This window comes from Paenibacillus sp. BGI2013, from assembly GCF_002843485.1.
GTDB lineage: Bacteria > Bacillota > Bacilli > Paenibacillales > Paenibacillaceae > Paenibacillus > Paenibacillus amylolyticus.
In genome coordinates, this window is record NZ_PJFA01000006.1 from 1 (window position 1) to 22,503 (window position 22,503).

23 protein-coding genes and 1 pseudogene are annotated in these 22,503 nt (G+C 48.3%); 14 read left to right on the forward strand and 10 right to left on the reverse strand.

The genetic code is table 11. From position 1 onward, the window contains the following. Positions 1-312 precede the first annotated feature (312 nt). The 5 genes from CXK86_RS15885 to CXK86_RS15905 all read right to left on the reverse strand — a co-directional run bounded on the left by CXK86_RS15885 (position 313) and on the right by CXK86_RS15905 (position 5,804). Positions 313-1,443 carry a glycosyltransferase family 2 protein gene (locus tag CXK86_RS15885; protein WP_076251644.1) on the reverse strand — a complete coding sequence of 377 codons (1,131 nt, stop codon included), beginning with the start codon at positions 1,441-1,443 and terminating at the stop codon, positions 313-315. 451 nt (positions 1,444-1,894) lie between these two features. Beyond that, the gene (locus CXK86_RS15890; RefSeq protein ID WP_101314082.1) at positions 1,895-2,641 is read right to left on the reverse strand and encodes a class I SAM-dependent methyltransferase; all 747 of its coding nucleotides are present in this window, start codon (positions 2,639-2,641) and stop codon (positions 1,895-1,897) included. Further along, complete coding sequence (locus CXK86_RS15895; RefSeq protein WP_101314083.1) at positions 2,628-4,031, reverse strand: nucleotide sugar dehydrogenase; 1,404 nt, start codon at positions 4,029-4,031, stop codon at positions 2,628-2,630. Before CXK86_RS15895 ends, CXK86_RS15890 begins: the two co-directional genes overlap by 14 nt. 75 nt (positions 4,032-4,106) lie before the next feature. Beyond that, positions 4,107-5,096 carry an SDR family NAD(P)-dependent oxidoreductase gene (locus tag CXK86_RS15900; protein ID WP_101314084.1) on the reverse strand — a complete coding sequence of 330 codons (990 nt, stop codon included), beginning with the start codon at positions 5,094-5,096 and terminating at the stop codon, positions 4,107-4,109. An 18-nt stretch (positions 5,097-5,114) separates the two neighbouring features. Further along, positions 5,115-5,804, reverse strand: coding sequence for a glycosyltransferase (locus tag CXK86_RS15905; protein WP_076251635.1), 690 nt, complete (start codon positions 5,802-5,804; stop codon positions 5,115-5,117). A 312-nt stretch (positions 5,805-6,116) separates the two neighbouring features. Between CXK86_RS15905 and CXK86_RS15910 the strand changes: the two genes are divergently transcribed. Beyond that, positions 6,117-6,827: a GT-D fold domain-containing glycosyltransferase gene (locus CXK86_RS15910; protein WP_076251633.1), complete on the forward strand. Its 711-nt coding sequence runs from the start codon at positions 6,117-6,119 to the stop codon at positions 6,825-6,827. 217 nt (positions 6,828-7,044) lie between these two features. On the opposite strand, the gene CXK86_RS15915 is transcribed toward CXK86_RS15910, so the two are convergent. Then, positions 7,045-7,452 (reverse strand): hypothetical protein, encoded by a 408-nt coding sequence (locus CXK86_RS15915; protein WP_076251631.1) that lies wholly within the window; start codon positions 7,450-7,452, stop codon positions 7,045-7,047. A 190-nt stretch (positions 7,453-7,642) separates the two neighbouring features. On the opposite strand from CXK86_RS15915, the gene CXK86_RS15920 reads away from it, so the two are divergent. The 13 genes and pseudogenes from CXK86_RS15920 to CXK86_RS15980 all read left to right on the forward strand — a co-directional run bounded on the left by CXK86_RS15920 (position 7,643) and on the right by CXK86_RS15980 (position 17,838). Beyond that, positions 7,643-8,791: an RluA family pseudouridine synthase gene (locus CXK86_RS15920; protein WP_101314085.1), complete on the forward strand. Its 1,149-nt coding sequence runs from the start codon at positions 7,643-7,645 to the stop codon at positions 8,789-8,791. Positions 8,792-8,827: 36 nt separating this feature from the next. Beyond that, positions 8,828-9,406, forward strand: coding sequence for an SLOG family protein (locus tag CXK86_RS15925; protein WP_076251630.1), 579 nt, complete (start codon positions 8,828-8,830; stop codon positions 9,404-9,406). Positions 9,407-9,563: 157 nt separating this feature from the next. After that, the gene (gene speD, locus CXK86_RS15930; RefSeq protein ID WP_036610662.1) at positions 9,564-10,379 is read left to right on the forward strand and encodes an adenosylmethionine decarboxylase; all 816 of its coding nucleotides are present in this window, start codon (positions 9,564-9,566) and stop codon (positions 10,377-10,379) included. 183 nt (positions 10,380-10,562) lie between these two features. Next, positions 10,563-10,973: a flagellar basal body rod protein FlgB gene (gene flgB, locus CXK86_RS15935; RefSeq protein ID WP_036610664.1), complete on the forward strand. Its 411-nt coding sequence runs from the start codon at positions 10,563-10,565 to the stop codon at positions 10,971-10,973. 148 nt (positions 10,974-11,121) lie between these two features. Continuing rightward, positions 11,122-11,610, forward strand: a pseudogene (locus tag CXK86_RS15940) (GNAT family N-acetyltransferase); the annotation flags it as partial. Between the two features lie 159 nt (positions 11,611-11,769). Then, complete coding sequence (locus CXK86_RS15945) at positions 11,770-12,225, forward strand: NUDIX domain-containing protein (RefSeq protein ID WP_036669535.1); 456 nt, start codon at positions 11,770-11,772, stop codon at positions 12,223-12,225. A gap of 33 nt (positions 12,226-12,258) precedes the next feature. After that, complete coding sequence (locus CXK86_RS15950) at positions 12,259-12,786, forward strand: ankyrin repeat domain-containing protein (RefSeq protein ID WP_076251628.1); 528 nt, start codon at positions 12,259-12,261, stop codon at positions 12,784-12,786. Positions 12,787-13,003: 217 nt separating this feature from the next. Continuing rightward, on the forward strand, positions 13,004-13,519 hold the full coding sequence (locus CXK86_RS15955) for a sigma-70 family RNA polymerase sigma factor (protein WP_256720040.1): 516 nt from the start codon (positions 13,004-13,006) through the stop codon (positions 13,517-13,519). Continuing rightward, positions 13,516-14,853, forward strand: coding sequence for a DUF4179 domain-containing protein (locus CXK86_RS15960; protein ID WP_076251624.1), 1,338 nt, complete (start codon positions 13,516-13,518; stop codon positions 14,851-14,853). Before CXK86_RS15955 ends, CXK86_RS15960 begins: the two co-directional genes overlap by 4 nt. A gap of 97 nt (positions 14,854-14,950) precedes the next feature. Further along, complete coding sequence (locus tag CXK86_RS15965) at positions 14,951-15,994, forward strand: S66 family peptidase (RefSeq protein WP_076251622.1); 1,044 nt, start codon at positions 14,951-14,953, stop codon at positions 15,992-15,994. A gap of 64 nt (positions 15,995-16,058) precedes the next feature. After that, complete coding sequence (locus tag CXK86_RS15970; protein WP_036669286.1) at positions 16,059-16,364, forward strand: hypothetical protein; 306 nt, start codon at positions 16,059-16,061, stop codon at positions 16,362-16,364. 235 nt (positions 16,365-16,599) lie between these two features. Next, complete coding sequence (locus tag CXK86_RS15975) at positions 16,600-17,361, forward strand: threonine/serine exporter family protein (protein ID WP_036669533.1); 762 nt, start codon at positions 16,600-16,602, stop codon at positions 17,359-17,361. A gap of 18 nt (positions 17,362-17,379) precedes the next feature. After that, on the forward strand, positions 17,380-17,838 hold the full coding sequence (locus CXK86_RS15980; protein WP_076251620.1) for a threonine/serine exporter family protein: 459 nt from the start codon (positions 17,380-17,382) through the stop codon (positions 17,836-17,838). 128 nt (positions 17,839-17,966) lie between these two features. On the opposite strand, the gene CXK86_RS15985 is transcribed toward CXK86_RS15980, so the two are convergent. The 4 genes from CXK86_RS15985 to CXK86_RS16000 form a co-directional block, all read right to left on the reverse strand. Continuing rightward, the gene (locus CXK86_RS15985) at positions 17,967-18,512 is read right to left on the reverse strand and encodes a DUF2569 domain-containing protein (protein ID WP_051449641.1); all 546 of its coding nucleotides are present in this window, start codon (positions 18,510-18,512) and stop codon (positions 17,967-17,969) included. 110 nt (positions 18,513-18,622) lie between these two features. After that, positions 18,623-20,491 (reverse strand): transglycosylase domain-containing protein, encoded by a 1,869-nt coding sequence (locus tag CXK86_RS15990; protein WP_101314086.1) that lies wholly within the window; start codon positions 20,489-20,491, stop codon positions 18,623-18,625. Beyond that, on the reverse strand, positions 20,485-21,225 hold the full coding sequence (locus CXK86_RS15995) for a hypothetical protein (protein ID WP_101314087.1): 741 nt from the start codon (positions 21,223-21,225) through the stop codon (positions 20,485-20,487). Before CXK86_RS15995 ends, CXK86_RS15990 begins: the two co-directional genes overlap by 7 nt. A gap of 99 nt (positions 21,226-21,324) precedes the next feature. After that, positions 21,325-22,458, reverse strand: coding sequence for a sensor histidine kinase (locus tag CXK86_RS16000; RefSeq protein ID WP_101314088.1), 1,134 nt, complete (start codon positions 22,456-22,458; stop codon positions 21,325-21,327). Between the last annotated feature and the right edge of the window lie 45 nt (positions 22,459-22,503).

Consider the following 22,503-nt stretch of genomic DNA (forward strand, 5'->3'; position numbering starts at 1 on the left):
TTCTGCTTCTGCTTCTGCTTCTGCTTCTGCTTCTGCTTCTGCTTCTGCTTCTGCTTCTGCTTCTGCTTCTGCTTCTGCTTCTGCTTCTGCTTCTGCTTCTGCTTCTGCTTCTGCTTCTGCTTCTGCTTCTGCTCGCAATTGTGCCTTACACTCTATTTCCACTCAACCCTTATTTTCACTGATCCGCCCTATCGCATCCTACCAGCAACGAATTAGTTTTTGTTGTTATTTCACTTCTACTTCAATTTATTTCCCCCTATTTCCTAATCCCGCGTCAAACCCTTCTGTCCTCATCTGTCCCAGTTCGTCTCCCTACTTACGCGGTGACACTTCACCACGTTCTTCCCGCTCCTTCATCTCTTTGCGTACCACAACTTCGAGCTTCTGGCGATTGGCAAGCAACCCGGGATCGTTGGGCAAGTACTCACGGGCTTTGGTGTTATGCATGAGTGCCTGCTCCCAGTTGCCCAGATGGGCATAACAAAGGGATAAACGAGCATGTGGCAGCCATGTACGGCAAGCCATAGGCACCGGGCGCAGACCCGGATCGCGGCTGCTCACGTCCACCGCCTGCATATACCAGTAGATCGCCGAGACGGGTTCCTGCCGTTCATGGAAACAGGCCGCAATAGCGCAGCAGAAATCGGCATGTGGCAGATCATACTGGAACGACTGCAGCAATGCGCCGAGCTTACGGCCCGGCTCACCCAGTCGTTCATAACATTCCGCTAACCGCGCGCAGGCAATCAGGCGATCCTCGCGGTAACCGCTTGGCTGCTCCAGCAGCTTCGCGTAACCGAGTGCCGCCGCCGCATAACGCTGGCGGTCATAACATTCGCCTGCATAATAAAACAGCAGGCGACCTTGGGCTACGCCCTCTTCGGCGATCCATTTGCGCAGAATGCGCACGTTTCGCGCCGAATGATGTCCCGCTTCGCGGCGATGCGTGACGGCAATATCTGCCGTAATGACCTCGCCCCGCGGAAAGCTAAGCTGCTCGTGCAGCCGGCCATGCCAGCGGCACCCGGCATCCCGCTTGACCAGGCGAAGGCGTCGGTCCGTCACAAGTGGACTTCCCTCCGCTCCCTCGGCCAGCGTGTAGTTCAAGATCACAGCTTCCGTCTTCCCCCCGGACGGAAGCTGCTGCTTCAACACCTCCAGCTTCGCCCGTTCCGCGGGCAGCAGCACATCATCCGCATCCAGCCACAGGATATACTCCTGCGTGGCCTTGGCGAATGACTCATTCCGCGCTGCGGCAAAGTCTTCCGTCCATTCATATGTGTAGACCTGGTCGGTATACTGCGCAGCGATGTCCATCGTGCGATCCGATGAACCGGTATCCACAATGACGATCTCGTCCGCGATGCCGGCAACCGAGTCCAGACAGCGCGCCAGCGTGCGTTCCTCGTTCTTCACAATCATGCACAGACTGATGGTGATCACGTTTTGAGCCCCTTCCTGTCGTACGCGTATTGCGAAATGTCATAACGGGTTTGTTCTTTCATTGACCAGGTACTGGTACTAAGCCACTCCAATTTTCTCTTCAAACTTACGATTAACTTGTAAACCAAGAATCAGCGCTACCACTACAAGAGGCTGCTTTCACACTCATTCTCCCAAATCTCAAAGTTCAATAAAGAATTTATTTCATCTTCACTGTGGCTAACGAACTGAGGCGACGCTATTCGGTGTATTTCAGCCAGTTGGTAAATGTAACGAATCTGAGACCCGCTATTCTCGCAGTATAGGCATCCATTCGTCGTTTATCGCAGCTTTCAGATGAAATAGCGCCGCTGAGATTCGTTACATTTCTCATCTCGTCTAATTCATCAAAATAAGACGTGTGAGATTCGTTAGAATACCCCTGCCCTTGCCACTGTCCCTACCTTCACTGCTACCCTTCCCCACTCTCCTGACGGCGAAGGCGTTTCACCTGCTCCACCGCACTGTCCAGTGCCTTCTTGCGCTGCTTCATTACGCGGAGGTGCTGATGTTCCACCTCGGCAAAATGTACATGATCCAGTTCCATCCACTCCATCAATTGATCCAAAGTCGGCGACATATGCAGTTGTGAACTCCGCCGTTTGCGGGCCACGCAACATAGATATTTATGATGAACTTCGAGTTTCAAGACTTCAAAATACGGCATCAGGGTCATCGCCAGACTTCCCGCATAGAAGGTCTGCTTGTGGTCATAGAACGGGTGATACCCATACGGCACAGTCACAACCAACGTCCCATCTTCTTGCAACAGCCGATGAATCTGGATCAACAACGTCTCCGGATGAGCAAAATGCTCCAGCACTTCTCCAAGCAGCACAGTATCAAAGGTAGTCCTTACTTTCCATTGCGTAATATCCAGCATTCTAAAATCCACATTGTTCCTAACTGGCCTAGACTCTTTGGCAAGCTCAGCTTGCGCATATCGAACACTTTCTTCTTCCAGATCAATCCCTGTCACACGAAATCCTTCACGTGCCAGCAGAATGGATGTAATGCCCTGACTGCACCCGACATCCAGAATGCGTCTGCCTGTCGCCTCACGGCACATCCAGTGGATACGCGTTCTCGTCGCTTCATGAGAATCTTCCGAATTAATCTCGCCGTAGTAGCGTTCACTCACTCTATCATGATTCGCCATAGGTTTCTCCCGTTTTCACTCGGTGAACCGGCTGACCCAGCACCACAATATTCCCCCCGTGGCATCCGGCCGTTGCATTGCGTGTATCAAAAATCAGCTTTGCATGGTCTGCCATCTCCTGATAATCGAATGCCGAATGATCCGTGGTGATGATCACCAGGTCAGCTCCTGTCCACAATTCCGGCGTAGCCGGCCGGGATTGAAGCAATGTACCGTCATCCTTGCGGAAGATAGGCACCATTGGATCGGTGAAAACAACATCTGCACCCGCTGCGCTCAGCAGCCGAAAAACATCCAATGCTGGCGATTCGCGCAAGTCGTCAATATCTTTTTTATAAGCCATACCCGCCAGTACAACACGTGCTCCCCGCACAGATACACCATTCTGCTCCAGCAGCTCCGCGGCACGTTTCACCACTCTCTCTGGCATTTGCCGATTAGTTGCATCCGCCAGCTGGATGAATTGCAGCTCCGATCCCTGACGGTTTGCAGCCCAGGACAGATAGATCGGATCGATTGGGATACAGTGCCCTCCGATGCCGGGACCGGGATAGAATGGCATATAACCAAACGGCTTGGTCGCCGCCGCATTCAGCACCTCCCAGATGTTTACACCCATCTGTTCACAGGCCGGGGTCAGCTCATTCACGAGTGCAATGTTGACACTGCGAAATGTATTTTCGAACAGCTTTGCCGTCTCCGCTACCGTTGTTGAACTAACCGGAACAACTTCGTTGAGGAACGAGCCGTAGAACTGGTTACCATAATTCAGACATGCGGGTGTCGAACCGCCAATAATCTTCGGGGTATTTTTCACACCATAATGCACACTGCCCGGATCTACCCGCTCTGGAGAATAACAGACGTAGAACTGTTCTCCAGCTCGCCAGCCGTTTGCCGCTTCAATCGGTTGTTTCACACGTTCCTCCGTTGTGCCCGGATAGGTCGTGCTTTCCAATATAACCAGGCTGCCTTCCTGCAAATACGGAGTCATGCCATCCACCGCGGCCGAGATATACGAGATATCCGGTTGATGCTCGGCAGTCAGCGGAGTGGGCACACAGATTACAATTACATTGGCCTGTGCCACCGCTGCATAATCGGTGCTTGCCGTGAATAATCCAGCCTGTATAAGCGACTGCACAACATCATCTTCTATACCTATGACATACGAATGCCCGGCGTTCAGCTTGGCTACCTTGGAAGTATCGATGTCAATCCCGTGGACTTGATAACCGGCCTGTGCTATCTCTACAGCCATCGGTAAACCAACATAGCCTAGACCAATGACAACAGCTTTTAGGGAGCGGTCATTAATATGTTGTATTAGGGTACGTTGCTGTAACTCTTCATTACCTTCGTGCTGGTTGTGCTGATGATTTTCTTCCATTCCTACCACCTCCAAACGCTCCGCCTCCCCTCGGTGGGCGTATCTGAAAACTCCGAACGAGTTTTGAGATACACCCTAATCGATATAGCCACCTTCACGCAAAAACCGGGCAATCGCTGGTTTGTTCATCATGGCACTGTCCGAGCGATACTCGGAGAAGTTCACACGTGGCAGACTGCTGTACTGATCCGTCAGGCTCTTGTCCTTGTGCTCCGGCAGGATGACATAATACTGCGCATCGTATTGGTACGTACGCGGCGCTTCAAAGGGCGAGATCAGCACTTCATGTAATTTCTCGCCTGGACGTATTCCCGTCACCTTATAATCGAAGGATGGACGACCTGCCTGTTCCAACATGACGGATGCAAGTTCCGTCATCTTGCAAGCTTTCATTTTCATCACAAAAGTCTCTCCGCCCACGGCCGCCTCAGCCGCCTTAAGCAGTAAATGTATAGCTTCGGTACGCGTCAGAAAAAAACGGGTCATGCCTTTGTCCGTAATGGTCGGGCTTTTGCCTTCATCGATCTGACGACGGAACAGAGGCACGACGCTACCGCTGGTTCCAAGCACATTGCCCCCACGGATGCAGACAAACCGGGTACCTTCACTTAGCCAGTTGGCACGGATCATCATTTTTTCACCCAAGGCCTTTGTCATGCCATATACGTTAATCGGATCTACCGCCTTATCGGTGGACACATCGATGACTTTGGCAACCTGCATACGGATCGCAGCCCGAATAATGTTCTGCGTCCCGATCACATTGGTCTTGAACGCTTCATCTGGCTGGTCCTCGCAGACCGGAACATGCTTCAGCGCAGCCAGGTGGAAGAGCACATCCACACCTCTGCATGCATCTTCCACTGCCCGATAATCGCGGATATCCCCAATGATGAATCGCAGACGCGGATCATGGTTGAACTCTCGCTGCATCGCAATCTGGGCGTATTCATTACGTGACAGAAGGCGAATCTCAGCCGGGTCCTGCTCCAGCAGTACCTCAGTCAGCTTTTGACCCCAGGAGCCCGTTCCTCCAGTGATCAGAATCGTTTGTCCTTGAATCATGGATGAATCCCTCCCTGATCAGATCATGAATTCGCGTAGTACCTGTGCCATCTCATCCCGGCTTAACCGGTCTTTGGGCGGTACCTTTTTGGTTGAAGTATTGCTCGAATGCACGATGTTGACATAATTGCGCGGAGCAAGCAGCTCGTGCGGCAGTTCAATGACATTGCCATGTGTACCTCTGCCCGGAAGCTTGACCCGGTATCCTGCTGCGTATTCGGCTGTCTTATATAAGTAGACATAGAACTGTGGAGAACGGTGAAACGCTGGGGCCATCTCGTTATTCACACTGTCCCACAGATATCCGTTCTGGTTAATCAATGCCATCGTCTGCTGCTGTGGTTGAATATCGTAGAGCTGTTGAACAAAGGTTTTATGGTATAAATCATCCGAATCCAGACGGGCAATATAGAGTTGCTCCGAACCATTGGCAAACGCCAAAATGGCACGCACACTCTCCATATTGGTTCCAAAACGAATATTGGAGGGAAGCGGCTCCTGACCCGCCAGAATCTCCTGCATTAATTCCCCGGATTCCTTGGACAACTTCACCACTGTGAGGAAATCCTGATTCGTCTGCGCCTTCAGGCAATGCAATGTGAACGTGCGGAAGATGCCCATCCGACGCTCCAGCCATTCCCGCGTTAATCGCTGTGGGTCCATCCCGTAATTGTTAAAGTTAATCTCAATCACAACTTTCCTGGACATAACATTCCTCCTCATGAACGCTGCAAGTTCCGTTTACCGGATACAGACTGTTTTCATAGTTTTGATGCCGTCTTCCTACGAAGACCATCTTCTATCTATCTGATCGCTTTCAAGCCACATCTCGCTTGTGAATCCAGCACTCTATATCGTATGAAACGTTGATAGAAGCGGTACCGACAGATGTACTAACTTTCATATAAATAGATTGATATACAACCGAAGATGGCGCCCTTTGGGTCGAACGTACATATCGTTACGGTATTCGCAACATAGAATAGAACAGTTCAATTTTCAAAGGAGGCAACCCATCAAATGAATTCGATCTATCTTGAAATGGAAGGTGTGCTTGATCAGCTCGAAGCGGCACTTCTGGAACACCGACCGCTGTCTCTTGTAAGAGTCGGTGATGGCGAGAATATCGTCATGTCTCAAGAAACCGTATGGCCCACGGAACAGGTCCTTCAGGAGCGTTGGGCTAAGAAAGCCAACTTAGGGCAAAAGGGACTTCGTCTTCCCAACCCGAAACTACGGGATGAAGTCGCCGCTTCCTTGCAACGTGCCGATATCGTGGGCATTCTTCCTCGTGGTGACAGCACCATCAATGCTCCCGATTATCTTAAAAGACCCCTGACCGACATGGTATTTGCACACTTTGGCATCTCTCCTCCGATGACTTGTCACGCCTGTGTTAATCGGGAACTGGCGCAGAACCCGCGTTTCTGGCAGATGCTTGCAGGCAAGCGTGTGTTACTCGTTACTCGTGAAATTGAGGCTCTGCGTGCCATGCTCGAACGTGATCCGTATAATCTGAACATTGTGACTGCCCTGCCCTTCGACAGCTATGATCAAATGGATGAAACGCTGCACTGGATTCAGAATAATCAACATACCTTCGATGTCGCTCTCTTCTCCTGTGGCGTCAACGCGGTTATCCTTGCGGAGCGAACAGCTGCACTTGCAGGCAAAGTGGCCATTGACTTTGGCAAAGCCAACAACATCATTCTGAAAGGCCGTGCCAACTGATCCTGGACAGTTTCAAACTTTAGTTTCGTGATTTGTATTGAAACGTGCAGTTGCTTGTACGGCAAAAACCCCCGACTTCTTGAGCCGGGGGTTTCTTGCTGAGCGCTAGTCGAAACCTATCGTTGCATTGTCTTGCGTATCTGGGGTATGAAGCGAACTCTGCCGTCAACAGAAGTGATGACGAAGCACTCTGCCTGTTATATTTCGCCTTTCACTACTAAACGGTGGCTGCAATACCGTATAACATCTCCGGCCCGGTTCTTACTGCTGTGGACACCCCCGAGATGAACGAAGTATACACACTTTCCAATGCTGGTGGTGCAGACAGATCCTGAGCTGTGAACGAATGGAATTCGGCACCTCCGTTCTGTCCAATCGTACCTTCAGCACGGTAGATGATATAGAAAGGATCATATAAAAAACCCCGCACAAGCTCCACAACAAAGGTATCTCCCAGTTCTCCCGTAACACCTACTGTCCCGTTCAACGTAATAATGGGATTCACCACACCCTGCGTCTGTAGACCAATGGTGCCAAAAGCTGTCGGGGATTCTGACAGTGACAAACCGGGCTGTCCTACGGTTGCCGAGTTCATCGAAGTTCTCATATCGAGAAACACGCCCATGAGTAACACCTCCAATGCTATGGGATACCCTATCCTATGAATCTCACTACTCTTATGATTGGATGTATAGCAGATTGTATGAACCTATTTTTATTTGTCGACTGTTAATGGTATATTGAACTGCATAACGAAAATGAACGGATCGTATGCACACAAGCGGTACAGGCTGTTCAGAAGGAGATTACTATTCATGAATAAACGCAAACGTCCAACCAGCAAGACATCGGCCTCGGCCAAGGGGAAATCTTATGCAGGTTCATCTTCAGCACGTTCCGGCAAGTCCAACTTCTCATCTGCCAAAACATCAGGTGCTCCCGCATCACGCAATACGGAGGAGAATAAGAAGCCAATAACCGCGAAATCATCGGGTGCACCCAAGAAAGCTGGAGGCAACAAACCCAAAAATGCCAGCGCATCCAAACGACCAGGCAATTCCTACTATCGCAAGCAGGAACCACCACGCCAGTACAAAGTAACTGAACCGGATGAACTGTTGAACTTCCTGTTGCAGCATCTGAAATCAGGACGGAACGCAGTGAAGTCCATTCTGGGTCGTGGACAGGTATCCGTGGATCAGAAGGTTGTAACCAAGTTTAATGAAGCGCTGACGCCAGGTCAGATTGTCTACATTCGAAAAGAAGGTGCAGTTGCTGCTCCATCCTTGACGGGTATTAACATTTTGCATGAAGACGATGATATCATTGTGATCCGCAAGGAAGCCGGACTATTGTCCATTGCCGCTGACAAGACAGATGACCTGACGGCTTATCGCCAACTGACAGAGCATGTGCGCCGCACCAATCCGCTCAACCGGATCTTTGTTGTCCATCGTCTGGATCGGGATACATCGGGTGTGATGATGTTCGCCAAAAGTGAAGAGGTACAGCAGAAACTGCAAAACAACTGGAAGGAAAATGTGCAAGACCGCGTCTACGTTGCCCTTGTTGAAGGTTCGGTAGCCAAAGAAGAAGGCACCATCTCTTCCTGGCTGAAGGAAACCAAAACGCTGAAAATGTACTCCAGCTCTCGTCCGAATGATGGACAACATGCCATCACACATTACAAACGTCTGAAATCGAACCGTGAGTTCTCCTTGCTGGAAGTGCGTCTGGAGACAGGGCGTAAAAATCAGATTCGTGTGCATATGGAAGATCTCGGACATCCGATTGCTGGTGACAGAAAATACGGTGCACGCACAAGAGACCTTGGCCGTCTCGGACTTCATGCACGTATACTCTCGTTTATCCATCCCACAACGGATGAGTTAATGTCATTCGAAACGGATATTCCGAAGCCATTCCTGTATCCGTTCCGTGCAGAAACTCCACCCGCGAAATAACTTTACCTTGATCATGCCTGAAAGGAGGAACGGACACTGAAAAACCTGTTAATCACCGGTTACCGGGCACATGAATTGCAGATTTTTGGACAGAAGCATGAAGGTATTCCTTTTATCAAAAAAGCCATCTCTTCCCGCCTCACTCCCCTTGTCGAGGATGGTTTGGAATGGGTGCTGACGCCGGGACAATACGGTGTGGACCTGTGGGCCTGCGAAGTGGTGATTGATCTGAAGAAGACGTACCCACATCTGAAACTGTCGATCATCACTGCCTTTCAGAACCCGGAGGAGCAATGGAAAGAAGACAAGCAGGAGTATTACCGTTCCATCCTCTCGGGTGTGGACTATTACGGTGCGATTAGCAATCAACCTTATATCGGGCCGTGGCAGTTCACTGCACGGGATGACCTGTTGCTGCGTAAAAGCGACGGTCTTCTACTCGTCTATGACGAAGATGCCGGCGAAGGCAGTCCCCGTTTTGTGAAGGAAAAAGCCGTGAAGAAACAGCAGAACGCGGACTATACAATCATCAGTGTCACTTCAGAGGATATTCAATCTGTAGCTGAGGATGAGCGCATGAACGATATTGCGGACTTCGACGATTCTTCATTCTGAAAAAATGTAGATTATCTGAAGTCCTTTCATGCATAGCTGTGATCAGAGGAAAATCGTATTTCGAATGACGTACATATGTTTTTTTTCGAGGCAGGTTGGGTATAAGTAGTATTATAACTGCGATGATATGTCGTATGGGATAAGGGGAACTGCAACCATGACAATTACGCCAGAGCAGCGCATTCAACTGCATGGATTTAACAACCTGACCAAGTCGCTCAGCTTTAATATGTACGATATTTGTTATACCAAAACCAAAGACGAACGCGAAGCTTACATTGAATATATTGATGAACAGTATAACGCCGCACGGCTGAGCAAAATTCTGAACAACGTCTCCGATATCATCGGAGCCCACGTGCTGAATGTCGCTCAGCAGGATTACGTGCCTCAAGGTGCGAGTGTTACGATGCTTGTCTCGGAGGGTCCAATCGTGGAGATCCCCGAAGAATCACTTGATGAATCTCCCGGCCCTCTGCCCGATAACGTTGTCATGCAGCTGGATAAAAGCCATATCACTGTGCACACCTACCCTGAATTTCATCCTAGTGAAGGTATCAGTACCTTCCGTGCGGATATTGATGTCTCCACCTGTGGTGAGATCTCACCGCTTAAGGCACTGAATTATCTGATCCACTCCTTTGATACGGACATTATGACGATGGATTACAGGGTCCGTGGTTTTACGCGGGATACGAGCGGACGCAAGCTGTTCATTGACCATGAGATCGGCTCGATTCAGAATTATATTCCGGATGAGATCAAGAGTAGCTTTGACATGATTGACGTGAACGTCTATCAGGAGAATATTTTTCATACCAAATGTAAACTGAGGGAATTTGATCTCGACAATTATCTGTTTGGGTACACCAAGGATAAGCTCAGCAAGAAGGAACAACAGGAGATTACAGAATGGCTGAAGCTGGAGATGGACGAAATCTATTACGGCAAAAATATTAATCGTCCCTCTTAAAGAGGTTGTTCAACGCTGATCCATTAGGGCAAAATCTAAGACAAGATTTCATGAAGGCAGGGTTCTTCTTATCGGGGGGCCTCCGGCATGTGCTTGTCTTTTTCTTTGTTATGTTGACAGTGTGCAACTTAATTTCTTATTATAGAAGTAACTGTACAATCTACAGTGAAGGAGACTGAGCCCGTGATCGAAACGAATACGACAAGACGTAACGAATCACTGTTACAAGCGCTTACTGCACAACACAATGCCATTACCAATAACATTGCCAATGCAGACACGCCCAACTACAAAAAGAAAACGGTAGAATTTCAGGAAGAGCTGAGACGTATCGTTGAAAATGGCAAAACAGATCAGCTCGCCATGAAGCGGACTCATGACAAACACTTTCCTATCAGTGATCCCAATTCTTCCATCGTACAGTACCGAATTGTCGAGAACAACGAAACAGCCATGAACAATAACAACAATAACGTTGACATTGACAAGGAAATGGCGAATCTTTCGGAGAATCAGCTCATGTATAACTACATGGTTGATCGGGTCAGTGGACATTACAAAAAAATGAAGAATTTATTGAATGATCTGAAATAATGAATGTACAAGCAGCCCGAAACGGCTGCTTTTTTTTGTTGTTTTTCCCTGAGTGTAGCTCGTTTGGTGCCATTTTTCGGTATCCTCTCCTGTTCGTAGTATAATGGGAAGAAACGAATGATTTCATATCGTATAAAAGAGGTGCAACATGTCTCCACGTCATTTAAATGGTTTTCAAGGTTCCAAAGTCAGATTAGCGGCCCCATGCCCGGAAGATTGCATGCGTCTCTCCCGCTTCACAGATGATTATGAATATTTGCGCAACATGGATACCGATATCGCGATCCCGTTAACGCCGGATGAAACGGGTTCTTCGTCTGTCCGCCGAGACAACGGATTTGAATTTGCATTGCGTACACTGGAGGGTAACCGATTCATTGGATTCACAGCCCTCTACCGAATTGAATGGAACAATCGGTCGGCTCGTCTGGCCATTGGTATCGGCGAAGAAAATGATCGAGGTAAAGGCTACGGAAGCGACGCTCTGGCTCTGATTCTTCGATATGGCTTCCACGAATTGAACCTGAACCGGATTGCGCTGGAAGTCATTGAATACAATGAAGCGGCTAGACGTGCGTACCTAAAAGTCGGATTTCGGGAAGAGGGTCGCCAGCGTTCTGCAGTTTTGCGGGATGGCATGCATTATGACCTGATCTCGATGAGTATCCTTGCCGAAGAATGGTCGGCGCAGTCTGGGCTTCCATTGTCATTCCAGTCTACTCACACTCCTCAATCTGGGGAAATGGACGCGGGTGGTTTTTCACAACGTAATGGGAACGAACAAGCTGCGCTGTCAATGTCGGAATTAAGTTCTGTTCCAAAAGGTGAATCTGAAATTTCACCTCGTATCGGCGTAGGTGCGGTCATCCTCAATGAACGGGGCGAAGTGCTTCTCGCCTGGCGGAATCGCCAGCCCGAGCAGCACACCTGGAGTATTCCCGGCGGGAAAGTCGATCCCTACGAATCACTGGAGACTGCCGTCATCCGTGAAATCAAGGAGGAAGTGAATCTGGATATCGCCATTGACAGTCTGCTCTGCACGGCGGAGACGATCCAGCCACAACAGAAGGAACATTGGATATCCGTGCTCTATTCCACCAAGGTGATTGGCGGTCATGCTCGTAATCTGGAAGAAGGCGGAGCCATCGGTGAGATCGGCTGGTTCCCATTGAATGATCTGCCCTCTCCACTCGCCTGCTTTGCGGTACCGGGGCTGGAAGCTGTGAAGAAGCTGTATAATGAATCCCTGTAAATTCTAATATCTCATCAGATGGAGGTATTCCTTATGAATCATGCAGAACAGATTAATCAACTATTTCAGGCTGCACAGTCTGGAGATGTGGCCAACCTGCAATTATTGCTCGCTTCTCACCCGGAACTCACCAATATTGAAAATCAGGATGGGTTAACTCCGCTGGGATATGCCTCTCATTATGGACAAGCAGAAGTAGTTCGTCTTCTTCTGGAGCATGGAGCAGATGTTAACAACCTTTCTCATTCCAAGATTTCCTTTATCCCGTCCAATACTGCACTACATGCCGCGCTTGCGGGAGAACGTTCACCAGAAGTTATCCAACTTTTGCTCGAACATGGGGCATCCACGGGTATTCTGGACAGCGATGGACAATATGCGTTGCACTCCGCAGCATTTCATACGGATCAGATCGAACTTATCGAGATGTTACTTCAGCATGGAGCTGATCCAAACGTGCTGAACTCAGCGGGCCAGACCGCACTGGATATTTCACTTGAACGTGGTAACACGTCTACAGCTTCATATCTACGAGCAGCCATTACAGCGCATCAGCAATAATGATTGGATAACGTAAGCAATACGCGAATAACCGTCAAGACTCTTTTTGGAGTACAAAGAGAAAGTCTGACGGTTATTTGTTGTCCTGTATGTTCTCATTCAAATACGTAGTTCAACTATATAGAAATCAGGTATATACATATTTTCTAAGAAAATAAGAACCGTTTGGTGCCTTATGCGGTCTAATACTCAACATATCCATGAAAGGAGGAGCCATGTGACCCCTCTTCAGCTCACCATCGCCGCACAAAAAGGGGATGCCGAGGCTTTTACAGCCTTAATGGAATTACATCAGAGCCAACTGTACCGTATCGCCTATGCCTACCTGCATAACGAAGGTGATGCGCTCGAAGCGATTCAGGAATCAACGTTCAGGGCCTTCCATAAACTCAAAAAATTAAAAGAGCCCTCCTACTTTGGCACTTGGCTCATCCGCATTCTGCTCAACTACTGTGCGGACGAACGCAAACGCAAAAGTCGGTTCAGTCCCGTCACCGAGATTCATGAATCCAGCAGCTGGGATCGTCCTGCGGACCCCGATCTTGCTGCGGCCGTATCCACCCTTGACCGGGATTGCAAACAGATTATTATCCTGAGTTATTTCGAAGGTTTCTCCTTAACTGAAGTTGCCGATATTCTCGAAATCCCGACGGGAACCGTAAAATCCCGATTACATCGGGCACTCGGACAGCTCCGTGATCAACTTGAAACGAAGGGAGATGTATCCTCATGACGGATGAACAAAACTCATTCGACACATTGGAAGAACGTCTGAATGCTCGAAAGACGGAGTACGAAACAATGCCTGTGCCCGATTCCGCCGCCTATCAGGCTGTGCAGTCCGGAATCCGCCAGGCTGCCCGTAAGCGAAAGTCCAGACTGCGTTGGTATATGAGCTCCATCTCAGCAGCTGCCCTGATCCTGCTATTTACCGGATGTATCCGTGTCTCTCCCGCCTTTGCGTCCTTTGTGGAGCAATTGCCTGGCATGGAAGGCATTGTGAGCATGATTCGCCAGGACAAAGGATTAATGATGGCGATCGATCAGTCTCTCTTGCAGAAGATCGGTGTCACCGACGAGCATGATGGTACTTCCTTGACCGTTGATGGCATTATCACAGACGAGTCACGTATGGTTATTTTTTACACGATGAAAGGCATGAAAGATCCCGAGAAATTCAACTATGATATTGATCTGCTCGATGAGAACGGTAATGATCTTCCAGTTGCGTTTACTCACGCTTATCCAACACCTTCACCAGACGAGAATGTGAATGAGAATATGATAGACGTGATCTTCACGGATGGAACCTCTCCTCCTGAAGAGCTGAGCGTCGTGTTTAAGGCCAGAGATACAACGCGTGCAGAAAAGTGGAAAATAACGTTCCCGGTAGACAAGAATCTTACCAAAGGCATGAAAAAGGTCATTCCTGTGAATCAGACGTTAACAGTGGATGGACAGCGTATTGATGTGAAACAGGCTACTATGTATCCAACCCGTCTTGTACTTGATGTGAATTTTGATCCAAAGAATACCAAAAAGGTATTTGGGCTCAGCGATCTTCAACTGGTCGACGAACAAGGTCGCGCGTGGAGAACAGATACCTCGACAGGTGGAGATGAACGCTCCATTTACTTCGAAAGCATGTACTTCTCCATACCGAAAAAGCTGACCTTGCAGGGATCTGGCTTCTCGGGATTGGATAAAAAGAATCTGGATCTTTCCCTTGATCTGAAGTCACGCCAGATTACAGGTGGACCACCTGGATTGAAGATGGTAGGCAGCAAGGTCGAAGGCAAAGATCTAATTATTGACTTCTCCGTTGCTGGCAGGATGGACGGTGGGTTCGTTCTAACTTTCAGGAAAGTTACAGACAGTACAGGGAAGTCATATGAAGTCCCTGGCTCCAGTTGGAGTAGTGGAGAGGGAACGGATGACAGTCATACGATTGTTTCTTCTACTATCAAAAATGGAGCCAAATTAAAAGGGGAAGTGAAAATGAACATCTCCACCTATCCGATGAAAGTAAAGTCTCCCTTCTCATTGGACATCCCTGTTAATCCTTAATTTTCTACCAGTAGGCTGTGATTATCGCAAATATTCTATATAATGGAAACATTCATTATTACGAGCAATGATGTTCATAGGGAAGGTGTCTTTAGATATGAATCAACGTTCCATCCGTTATCCGCAGCCACTCGCTCCGGGAAATACCATCGGTGTAGCAGCACCCTCCAGCGGTGTAGGCGAATCCCTATACCATTATCTTGAGGAGAGCAAACGTAATATGGAGCGCCTTGGTTTTGGCGTGCTGGAAAGCCCATCGCTCCGCCACAACACCAAATGTGTGAGTGCCTCCAAAGAGGAACGCGCCGAAGAGATGAATGAGTTTTTCCGCAATCCAAATATTCAAGCCATTATCCCTCCATGGGGCGGGGAATTTCTGATGGATATCCTCCCCCTGCTGGATTGGAAAGCTTTGAAAACATTACCGCCCAAATGGGTCATGGGATATTCGGATATAAGTACGTTCCTGTTCGCCTATACCCTGATCACCGGAACAGCATCAGCACATGGCACCAACTATGTTGATCTAAGATCAAACGCCCTCGATCCCGTGACTGCGCGCTGGATTGATGTGTTACAGACCAAATACGGCGGACAGATCACACAATCGTCTTCCACACATTATCAATCGGCATGGAAACCGGAATTGCCTGGATTTAACCTGGATACACCTTCGCAATGGAAACAGCTCGGCCACTCGGAAGATGCAGATACCGCTGTGTCGTTCTCCGGTCGGCTGATCGGTGGCTGTATGGATACAATCTCCAGTCTGATTGGCACGCCATATGCACCTGTTGCATCCTATCTGGAGCAATACTGTGCAGTCGAAGGTACCATCTGGTATCTGGAGAGCTGTGAGATGAATGCGGGGGATATCTACCGTCATCTGTGGCAGATGAAACAGGCTGGCTGGTTTGCAGGTGTGAAAGGTTTCATGATTGGACGACCTGCGGGTTATTCCGATACAGCCGATTTTAATTTTACCGATGCCCTATCCTCTGCACTTGGGGGTCTGGATGTCCCTGTACTGTACGATGTGGATCTCGGCCATGTTCCGCCGCAGCTCACCTTTGTGAATGGAGCATTGGGCAAAGTCGCTTATGAAAATGGACGCGGGAGCCTTGAGATGGCGTTTGTGTAATCACCTTTTATAGGCAGATGCATACCTTGAAGTAAGAACTTATTTTGAGGAAGGGTTGTGCATCATGTCTGAATCCACATCCACGCCATCCACACGTGTCGTGTATCAAGCCAATCAACCGATGCTTCAATCCGTGCAAAATGTGCGGAATATGCTTCATCATACAGCTCGGCAGCATATAGGCAAGAAGGTACAAGTCCAGAATATCGATGGGCAAGTGTGGGAAGGTGTCGTCATCAGTGCAGACCGGGGAATTTTGTATCTCCAGGTTACCCCGATGCATGGATATCCTGAACCGCGCGCTTTGTTTGGACCAACGATTTTGCCGCTTGTGCTGTATGAATTGTTGGTTATCACACTGTTGATGTAGTGGTATTGTACTTCTATATCCGAACCTGTTCCAAGAAGCTTCGCTCCTGAGATCTTCAAGTCTTGGGAACGAGGCTTTTTTATCGTCTTGGCGATGGTGCGGTATGATTCCTTGCGAGCGTGTGAAATATGATACAATGGTGTCGCACCACCCCATATCTCATATGAAACGGAGCTTGATCCGGTTGGAATACATACGTCATGATTCATCACCCGTATCACAAGCCGAGACGGGTATGATTGGCAGCAATCCTACTGAACAATCACGCGTGATTGCCATCTGTCTGCTCGCAGGCAAAATCATGCTACAAAGCGGTGGTGAAACCTACCGTGTGGAAGATACGATGAAACGTATGGCAGCTGCGCTGGGCTTACCCCATTCGCACAGTTACGTTGTTCCGACAGGCATCTTCTTCTCTGTTGATGCAACCGAACCTGCCAAGCTCATTCGTATCTCCGAGCGTACGACGGATCTGGACAAGGTGTCCGAGGTGAATGCGGTCTCCCGTCGCATCGGACAAGGTGAGCTATCCGCTCAGGAAGCCCATGATCTGTTGATACAGATCGAAGGAAAGCCCTCCTCCTATTCAACGGCTGTGCAGCTTACGGCCGCAGCGTTATCCAGTGGTTGTTTTACCATTATGTTTGGCGGGGGCTGGAGCGACTTTCTTCCGGCGTTAATCTGCGGGGGCATAGGTTATGCAGCCGTTATTGCCTTTCACAGGTTGGTGCGGGTCAAATTCTTTGCCGAGCTTACGGCATCCTTTGTTATTGGCTTACTCGCTTTTCTCCTGATCTATATGGGAGTGGGTCATGAACGGGACAAAATCATTATTGGTTCGGTTATGCCGCTGGTTCCGGGGTTGCTGATTACCAATGCTGTACGCGACCTGATGGCCGGACATCTCGTCTCCGGATTATCCAAGGGAGCCGAGGCATTTCTGACTGCTTTTGCTATAGGTACAGGCATTGCAGTTGTATTTTCACTTTTTATGTAAGACGGAGGAATGCAGGATATGCTCCATTTTATTGAACAAGCCTTGACCAGTTTTGTCGCCTCAGCCGCGTTTGGGATCATCTTCAACGCACCACGGCGCATGCTGCTCCACGGTGGATTTGTCGGCATGATCGGCTGGATTATCTATATCGTGCTTGAATATGCAGCGGATGCGGTTCCTGCTACACTTGCAGCGACCATAGCCGTAGGTGTCATCAGCCAGGTATTCTCTCGCATGTTTCGCGCACCCGTTATCATCTTCAGCGTCGCAGGCATCATCCCTCTGGTTCCTGGTGGACTGGCGTATAATGCGATGCGAAGTTTTGTGCAAAATGACTACAGTGCCGCTATGGAGATGGCCGCCAAGGCACTCATGTTATCCGGCGCTATTGCCGTAGGCCTCGTGCTGTCAGAGGTATTAAACCAGATGATACGCCGAATTCCCGCCTCACTTTGGGCAAAATCATCATCGAAATAATCGTTCTTTTCACATATTCAGCACACGTAAGGCCCGTTAGCATACAGGATAAAATCTTGTATACCTACGGGCCTTACGTGTCGTTTTTTATAGAGCATTATAGAGCAGCAGATCAATCAATATTCTATTTACTTCACAAACGTATTTTTCACACGTACCGACCGTAGGAAATACGGGATAAAGATACAACATGTCAGAAGCGATCGGATTGTTAAATTAAATGCTGATGTTGGATCGAGCACATGTTGCTCTCTCGGAATCTCAATTCGTGCGATCAAGATCCATGTCACGACTCCAATGAATACATTTGCAATGTACAGAATAATCATCATGCACGGAAATTGCCTTTTTTTCTTATGCAGCAGTACGAGATTCACGATAACGAGCAATAGTAACATGACGCTGCTTATGACTCCGAACCAAAGGAGCGGGCGTATCCCTTCAGTATAAAGTTCCGAATCAACACCACGGACACCCTCCCATCTCACCGGATCCATAATGACATTTACCTGCGACATATCCGCAATAAGAAGCACCAGTGTGACCCACAGGCCAATCTGAATTAATATAAGCCATCCGCCTAATCCGGAGATGCCAGGCCGTTCCGGTCTGATACCACTTTTAGGCTGCAGCGAGCTTGTATCCAGTTCCGAGTCCCTATATTTATAGTTCATTTCAGCCTCCGTTTACGATAGATAAGACACATATTATACATTAGAAGCTATTTTCTGTGTTATCCAAGAGAAGGAAAGAACCATCTGGAATAAGGTCTCTCTCTTGCATTCTATTGGGTAGCACGTCTCATCACTGTTGCGAACAACTCCGCTGCAACACCACTTCCTGACCTCATATAATGTTCTTCATCCGTATGATCAAATCCCATCCAGACCGCCGCAGTCCAGCTGCTCGTATAGCCCACAAACCATAGATCCCGATTGGCCTCTCTTCCCACACCAGGTAATGCAGCCTGTGTTGTTCCCGTTTTCCCTGCTACCTTGTGCTGACCGAGTTGTGCCTGCCTTCCTGTTCCCTGACTGACTACATTTTGCAGCATTCTGGTCATGGCATTCGCCGTACTGGAGGAGATTACCTGCTTATTTTCCGACTTATGAGCAAATATTGTCCGTCCTTGTGAATCTGTAATCTCGCGTATCAGATGGGCTGTATTCAATTTGCCATGATTCGCAAACACCGTATAGGCCTGCGCCATCTTCATTGGCGACACTCCCTGATGCACACCTCCCAAGGCAATTGAGAGGTTTAGATCTTCTTTCCCCAGTTCAATACCGAGTCGTGCCGCAAATTGATGTGCATCGTTCAGTCCGGTCTCATGAAGTAGCCATACGGCTGGGGCATTGATAGACTTTTGCAAGGCTTGGGACATGGCTATTGAACCACTGTAACGCCCACCGAGATTGGAAGGTTGATAGCTGCCATATTGCATGCGTTTATCCGGTAGTATACTCTCTGGCTTGAACTTCCCCGACTCCAACGCAGGGCCATATGCAATAATCGGTTTAAAAGATGAACCTGGCTGCCTTGCATCCATAATCGCCCGGTTGATGCCCCCTTTTAAAGGATTACGTCCACCCATCATCGCTTTCACTTCACCGTTGTGCTGGTCGATAATAACCATACTTGCCTGGACCTGCTCGTCTTGGCGATCATCGGGGAATCGGGTAGCGTCTGCAAATGTTTCTTCCATCGCCAGTTGTGCCTGTTCGTCTAGCCCAGTTTGAATAACCCAACCTGCCGATTGAATCTCTGCTTCACTTTTACCTGTGAGCCGAGAAGCCTCCTGAATCACAGCATCCACGGCAGACACATATGCGGGCTCGCTCAAGCCCGGTGAAGTTGTTGCATTCAATACGGTTTCAGGCGGCGTGAAATCGACATCACGGGCTTGGAGCACCTGCTTTCGTGTAATTAGTCCCTGTTCATGCATTAGTCCAAGGATAACGGCACGTCTTTGTTTGGAAAGTTCAGGATAATCTACTGGATTGTATATGGATGGACCTTTAGGCATTCCAGCTAATGTAGCAATCTGCCATAGTTTCAATTGGTGCATATCCTTAATTCCGAAATACCGCCAGGCTGCCGCTTTTACACCATACTGCTGGTGTCCCATGTAGATCTGATTCAGATACATTTCCAGAATTTCATCCTTGCTATACTTCTTCTCCAGGGCCATCGCAATCGATATCTCATTCACCTTTCGACTCAACGTTTTATCCCCATTCAAATACAGATTTCTTGCCAGTTGCTGCGTAATGGAGCTTCCTCCCTGACTCAGATTCATATGTAAGATGTCTTGCAAAATGGCTCTGCCAAGTCCGATGAAATCCAGTCCATCATGGTTGTAGAAACGTCGATCTTCTGTAGCCAAAAAAGCCATCTTTAATAAATCTGGCATAGCGTTCAGTTCAGCATATTCGGAATACCCTTTGGTCTGCGTATGCAACCTCGAAATTTCGGTCCCCTCTGCATTCGTAATAATGGTTGAAGAGGCCACCTGCATGGCCTCTGGACGATTGCGAAGCATTCCTTCGCCATAAGTAATCAGATAGAGATAGAAAAGGGTCAATATCAAAACTACAACCACTGCGGCATCAAAAACGTAATACATCCATCGCTTGCTCACGTGTTTCAACATTCAGGCTCCTTGTGTACCCGTTCAATTGAAACTTCGTGTTCCTGTCTATCTCGTTGTGTAATCTCCAGAGCATGATGAAGCAGCAATGTCTGTTCATACGCCAACTTGACCCAATGCTGAACTTCCATCTCGTCCTGACACCGCCCTTGGATAATCTCATCCAGAGAAGATTGAATACCGTAGAGAGTAAGTTTTATCGGTAGGTCAACCTGTGTAGAAATAGTTTGAGTGTTCTCCTTGTCTTCTTCATTATGTTGCTGAAGGCCGGGTTGCTCATGCTGAATAGACGCTCCCTCTACCTCTCTTCTCTCATGTTTCGGTTCTGATCTGCTCAGCCCTTCCTCATGCAGGAGAAACGTAATTACATTCAGATTGGCAGCAATTTGTCGTAGTTCACCACCACTTAGAACATCAATTCTTCCAGGATTGTGGCCCAATGCAAGTTCGGCTGTTCCGCGTGCAAGTTGACTGAGATCTTCCGCAATCTTCTGGGATCGAATCCAGAAAAAGATCGCAAACATGGCTCCTCCAATGAAGATAAAGAGCGGCTTTGTTCCGATATGATTGATTCCCCAGTTCATCATACGCGTTATCCATGCTGCATCTGGAAGGATGTGATTGTGGGCAAACCGTAGCACGTGATAAACGACAAAAAGGAGCGCTGCGCTCAGTAACGCGCTTGCTCCTCCAATGTATATGTATCTTAGTCTTACTGTACTAAATTGAGACTTCATATTCGGTATCCTCCTCTATACAATAATATGGTAATAGAGGTAGAATACCGAATATTTCTTAATGAGATAGTGGCTAACTTCTTACCAAATTCTTAATTTTTATTCCTCTGAGTAATTACTTGGTGAAGCAGCGGTTACAGGGAAACGGGTAACAAAATCCGTTCTGCCATTTTCACTGTAAGCAACGATACTTCCTCGATGTAATTCAATCATCGATTTGGCAATCGCCAGGCCGAGACCGGTACCTCCCGTATCGCGGGAACGGGATTTATCTACCCGATAGAATCGATCAAATAGATGTGGCAGATCTTGTGCCGGAATCGGATCACCATAATTACTGATGCGGACTACAGCCTCTTTACCTTCAAGGGCCAGCCCAATCTCCATTAGTTTACCTTGCGAACCATACCGAATGGCATTGCTGAACAGATTCTCATATGCTCTTACAAGCTCCCCCGGAGTAGCCTGTATCCATAGTGGGTCTTGCCCGCCGATGATCTTGTAGGTCATGCCAGCATCCTCCAGCATGGGAGCAAACTCTTCAGCCAGCTGCATCAGAAACGAATTCAGGTTCAACGCTTGCAGAGATAACGGAAGGCTCCCGCCACTCACACGCGTATATTCGAACAAGTCATCAATTAACTTGCGAAGGGTCAAGGATTTCTCATAGGCAATGCTAACGTAATAGCGCATCTCAATCTCATCTTGGTAGCGATCCTTCTCGATGTACTCCAGAAATCCCAGAATAGAAGTGAGTGGTGTTCTCAGATCATGTGATATCCCCGTAATCAGATCGTTTTTGGCAGCAACTGCATTACGCTCTTCCTGAAGCGATAACTGCAATTGTTCAGCCATCTGATTAATGCTTGCAGCAACGACTCCGAATTCATCCGAGGTTTTCACTTCGATGCGATGGGATAACTCTCCTTTGGCAACCTCCTGAATCCCCGCCGTAATTTCATCCAGGACCCGCATCACCTTGCGTGAGAACAGGAAAAAAAACAGCACAAAACCAAGCACGCCTACCACAATCATCAAAGGCACCGAACCGATATTATTCACCAACCACCTGATCCCTTGGGCTGGAATGGAATAATCCGGATACGTCTGAGCTTCCAGGATGGTCTGCCCCACCTTACTACCTCCGTACAAAATAACTGCAGTTAATATACCGCTCAGCAGAAATGCATAGATAAATTTCCATCGGACTGTATTAATCAACTTTGAATTCATAGTAGGAACTCCCTGAATGTGTTCATGTTACACGACATCCTGTGG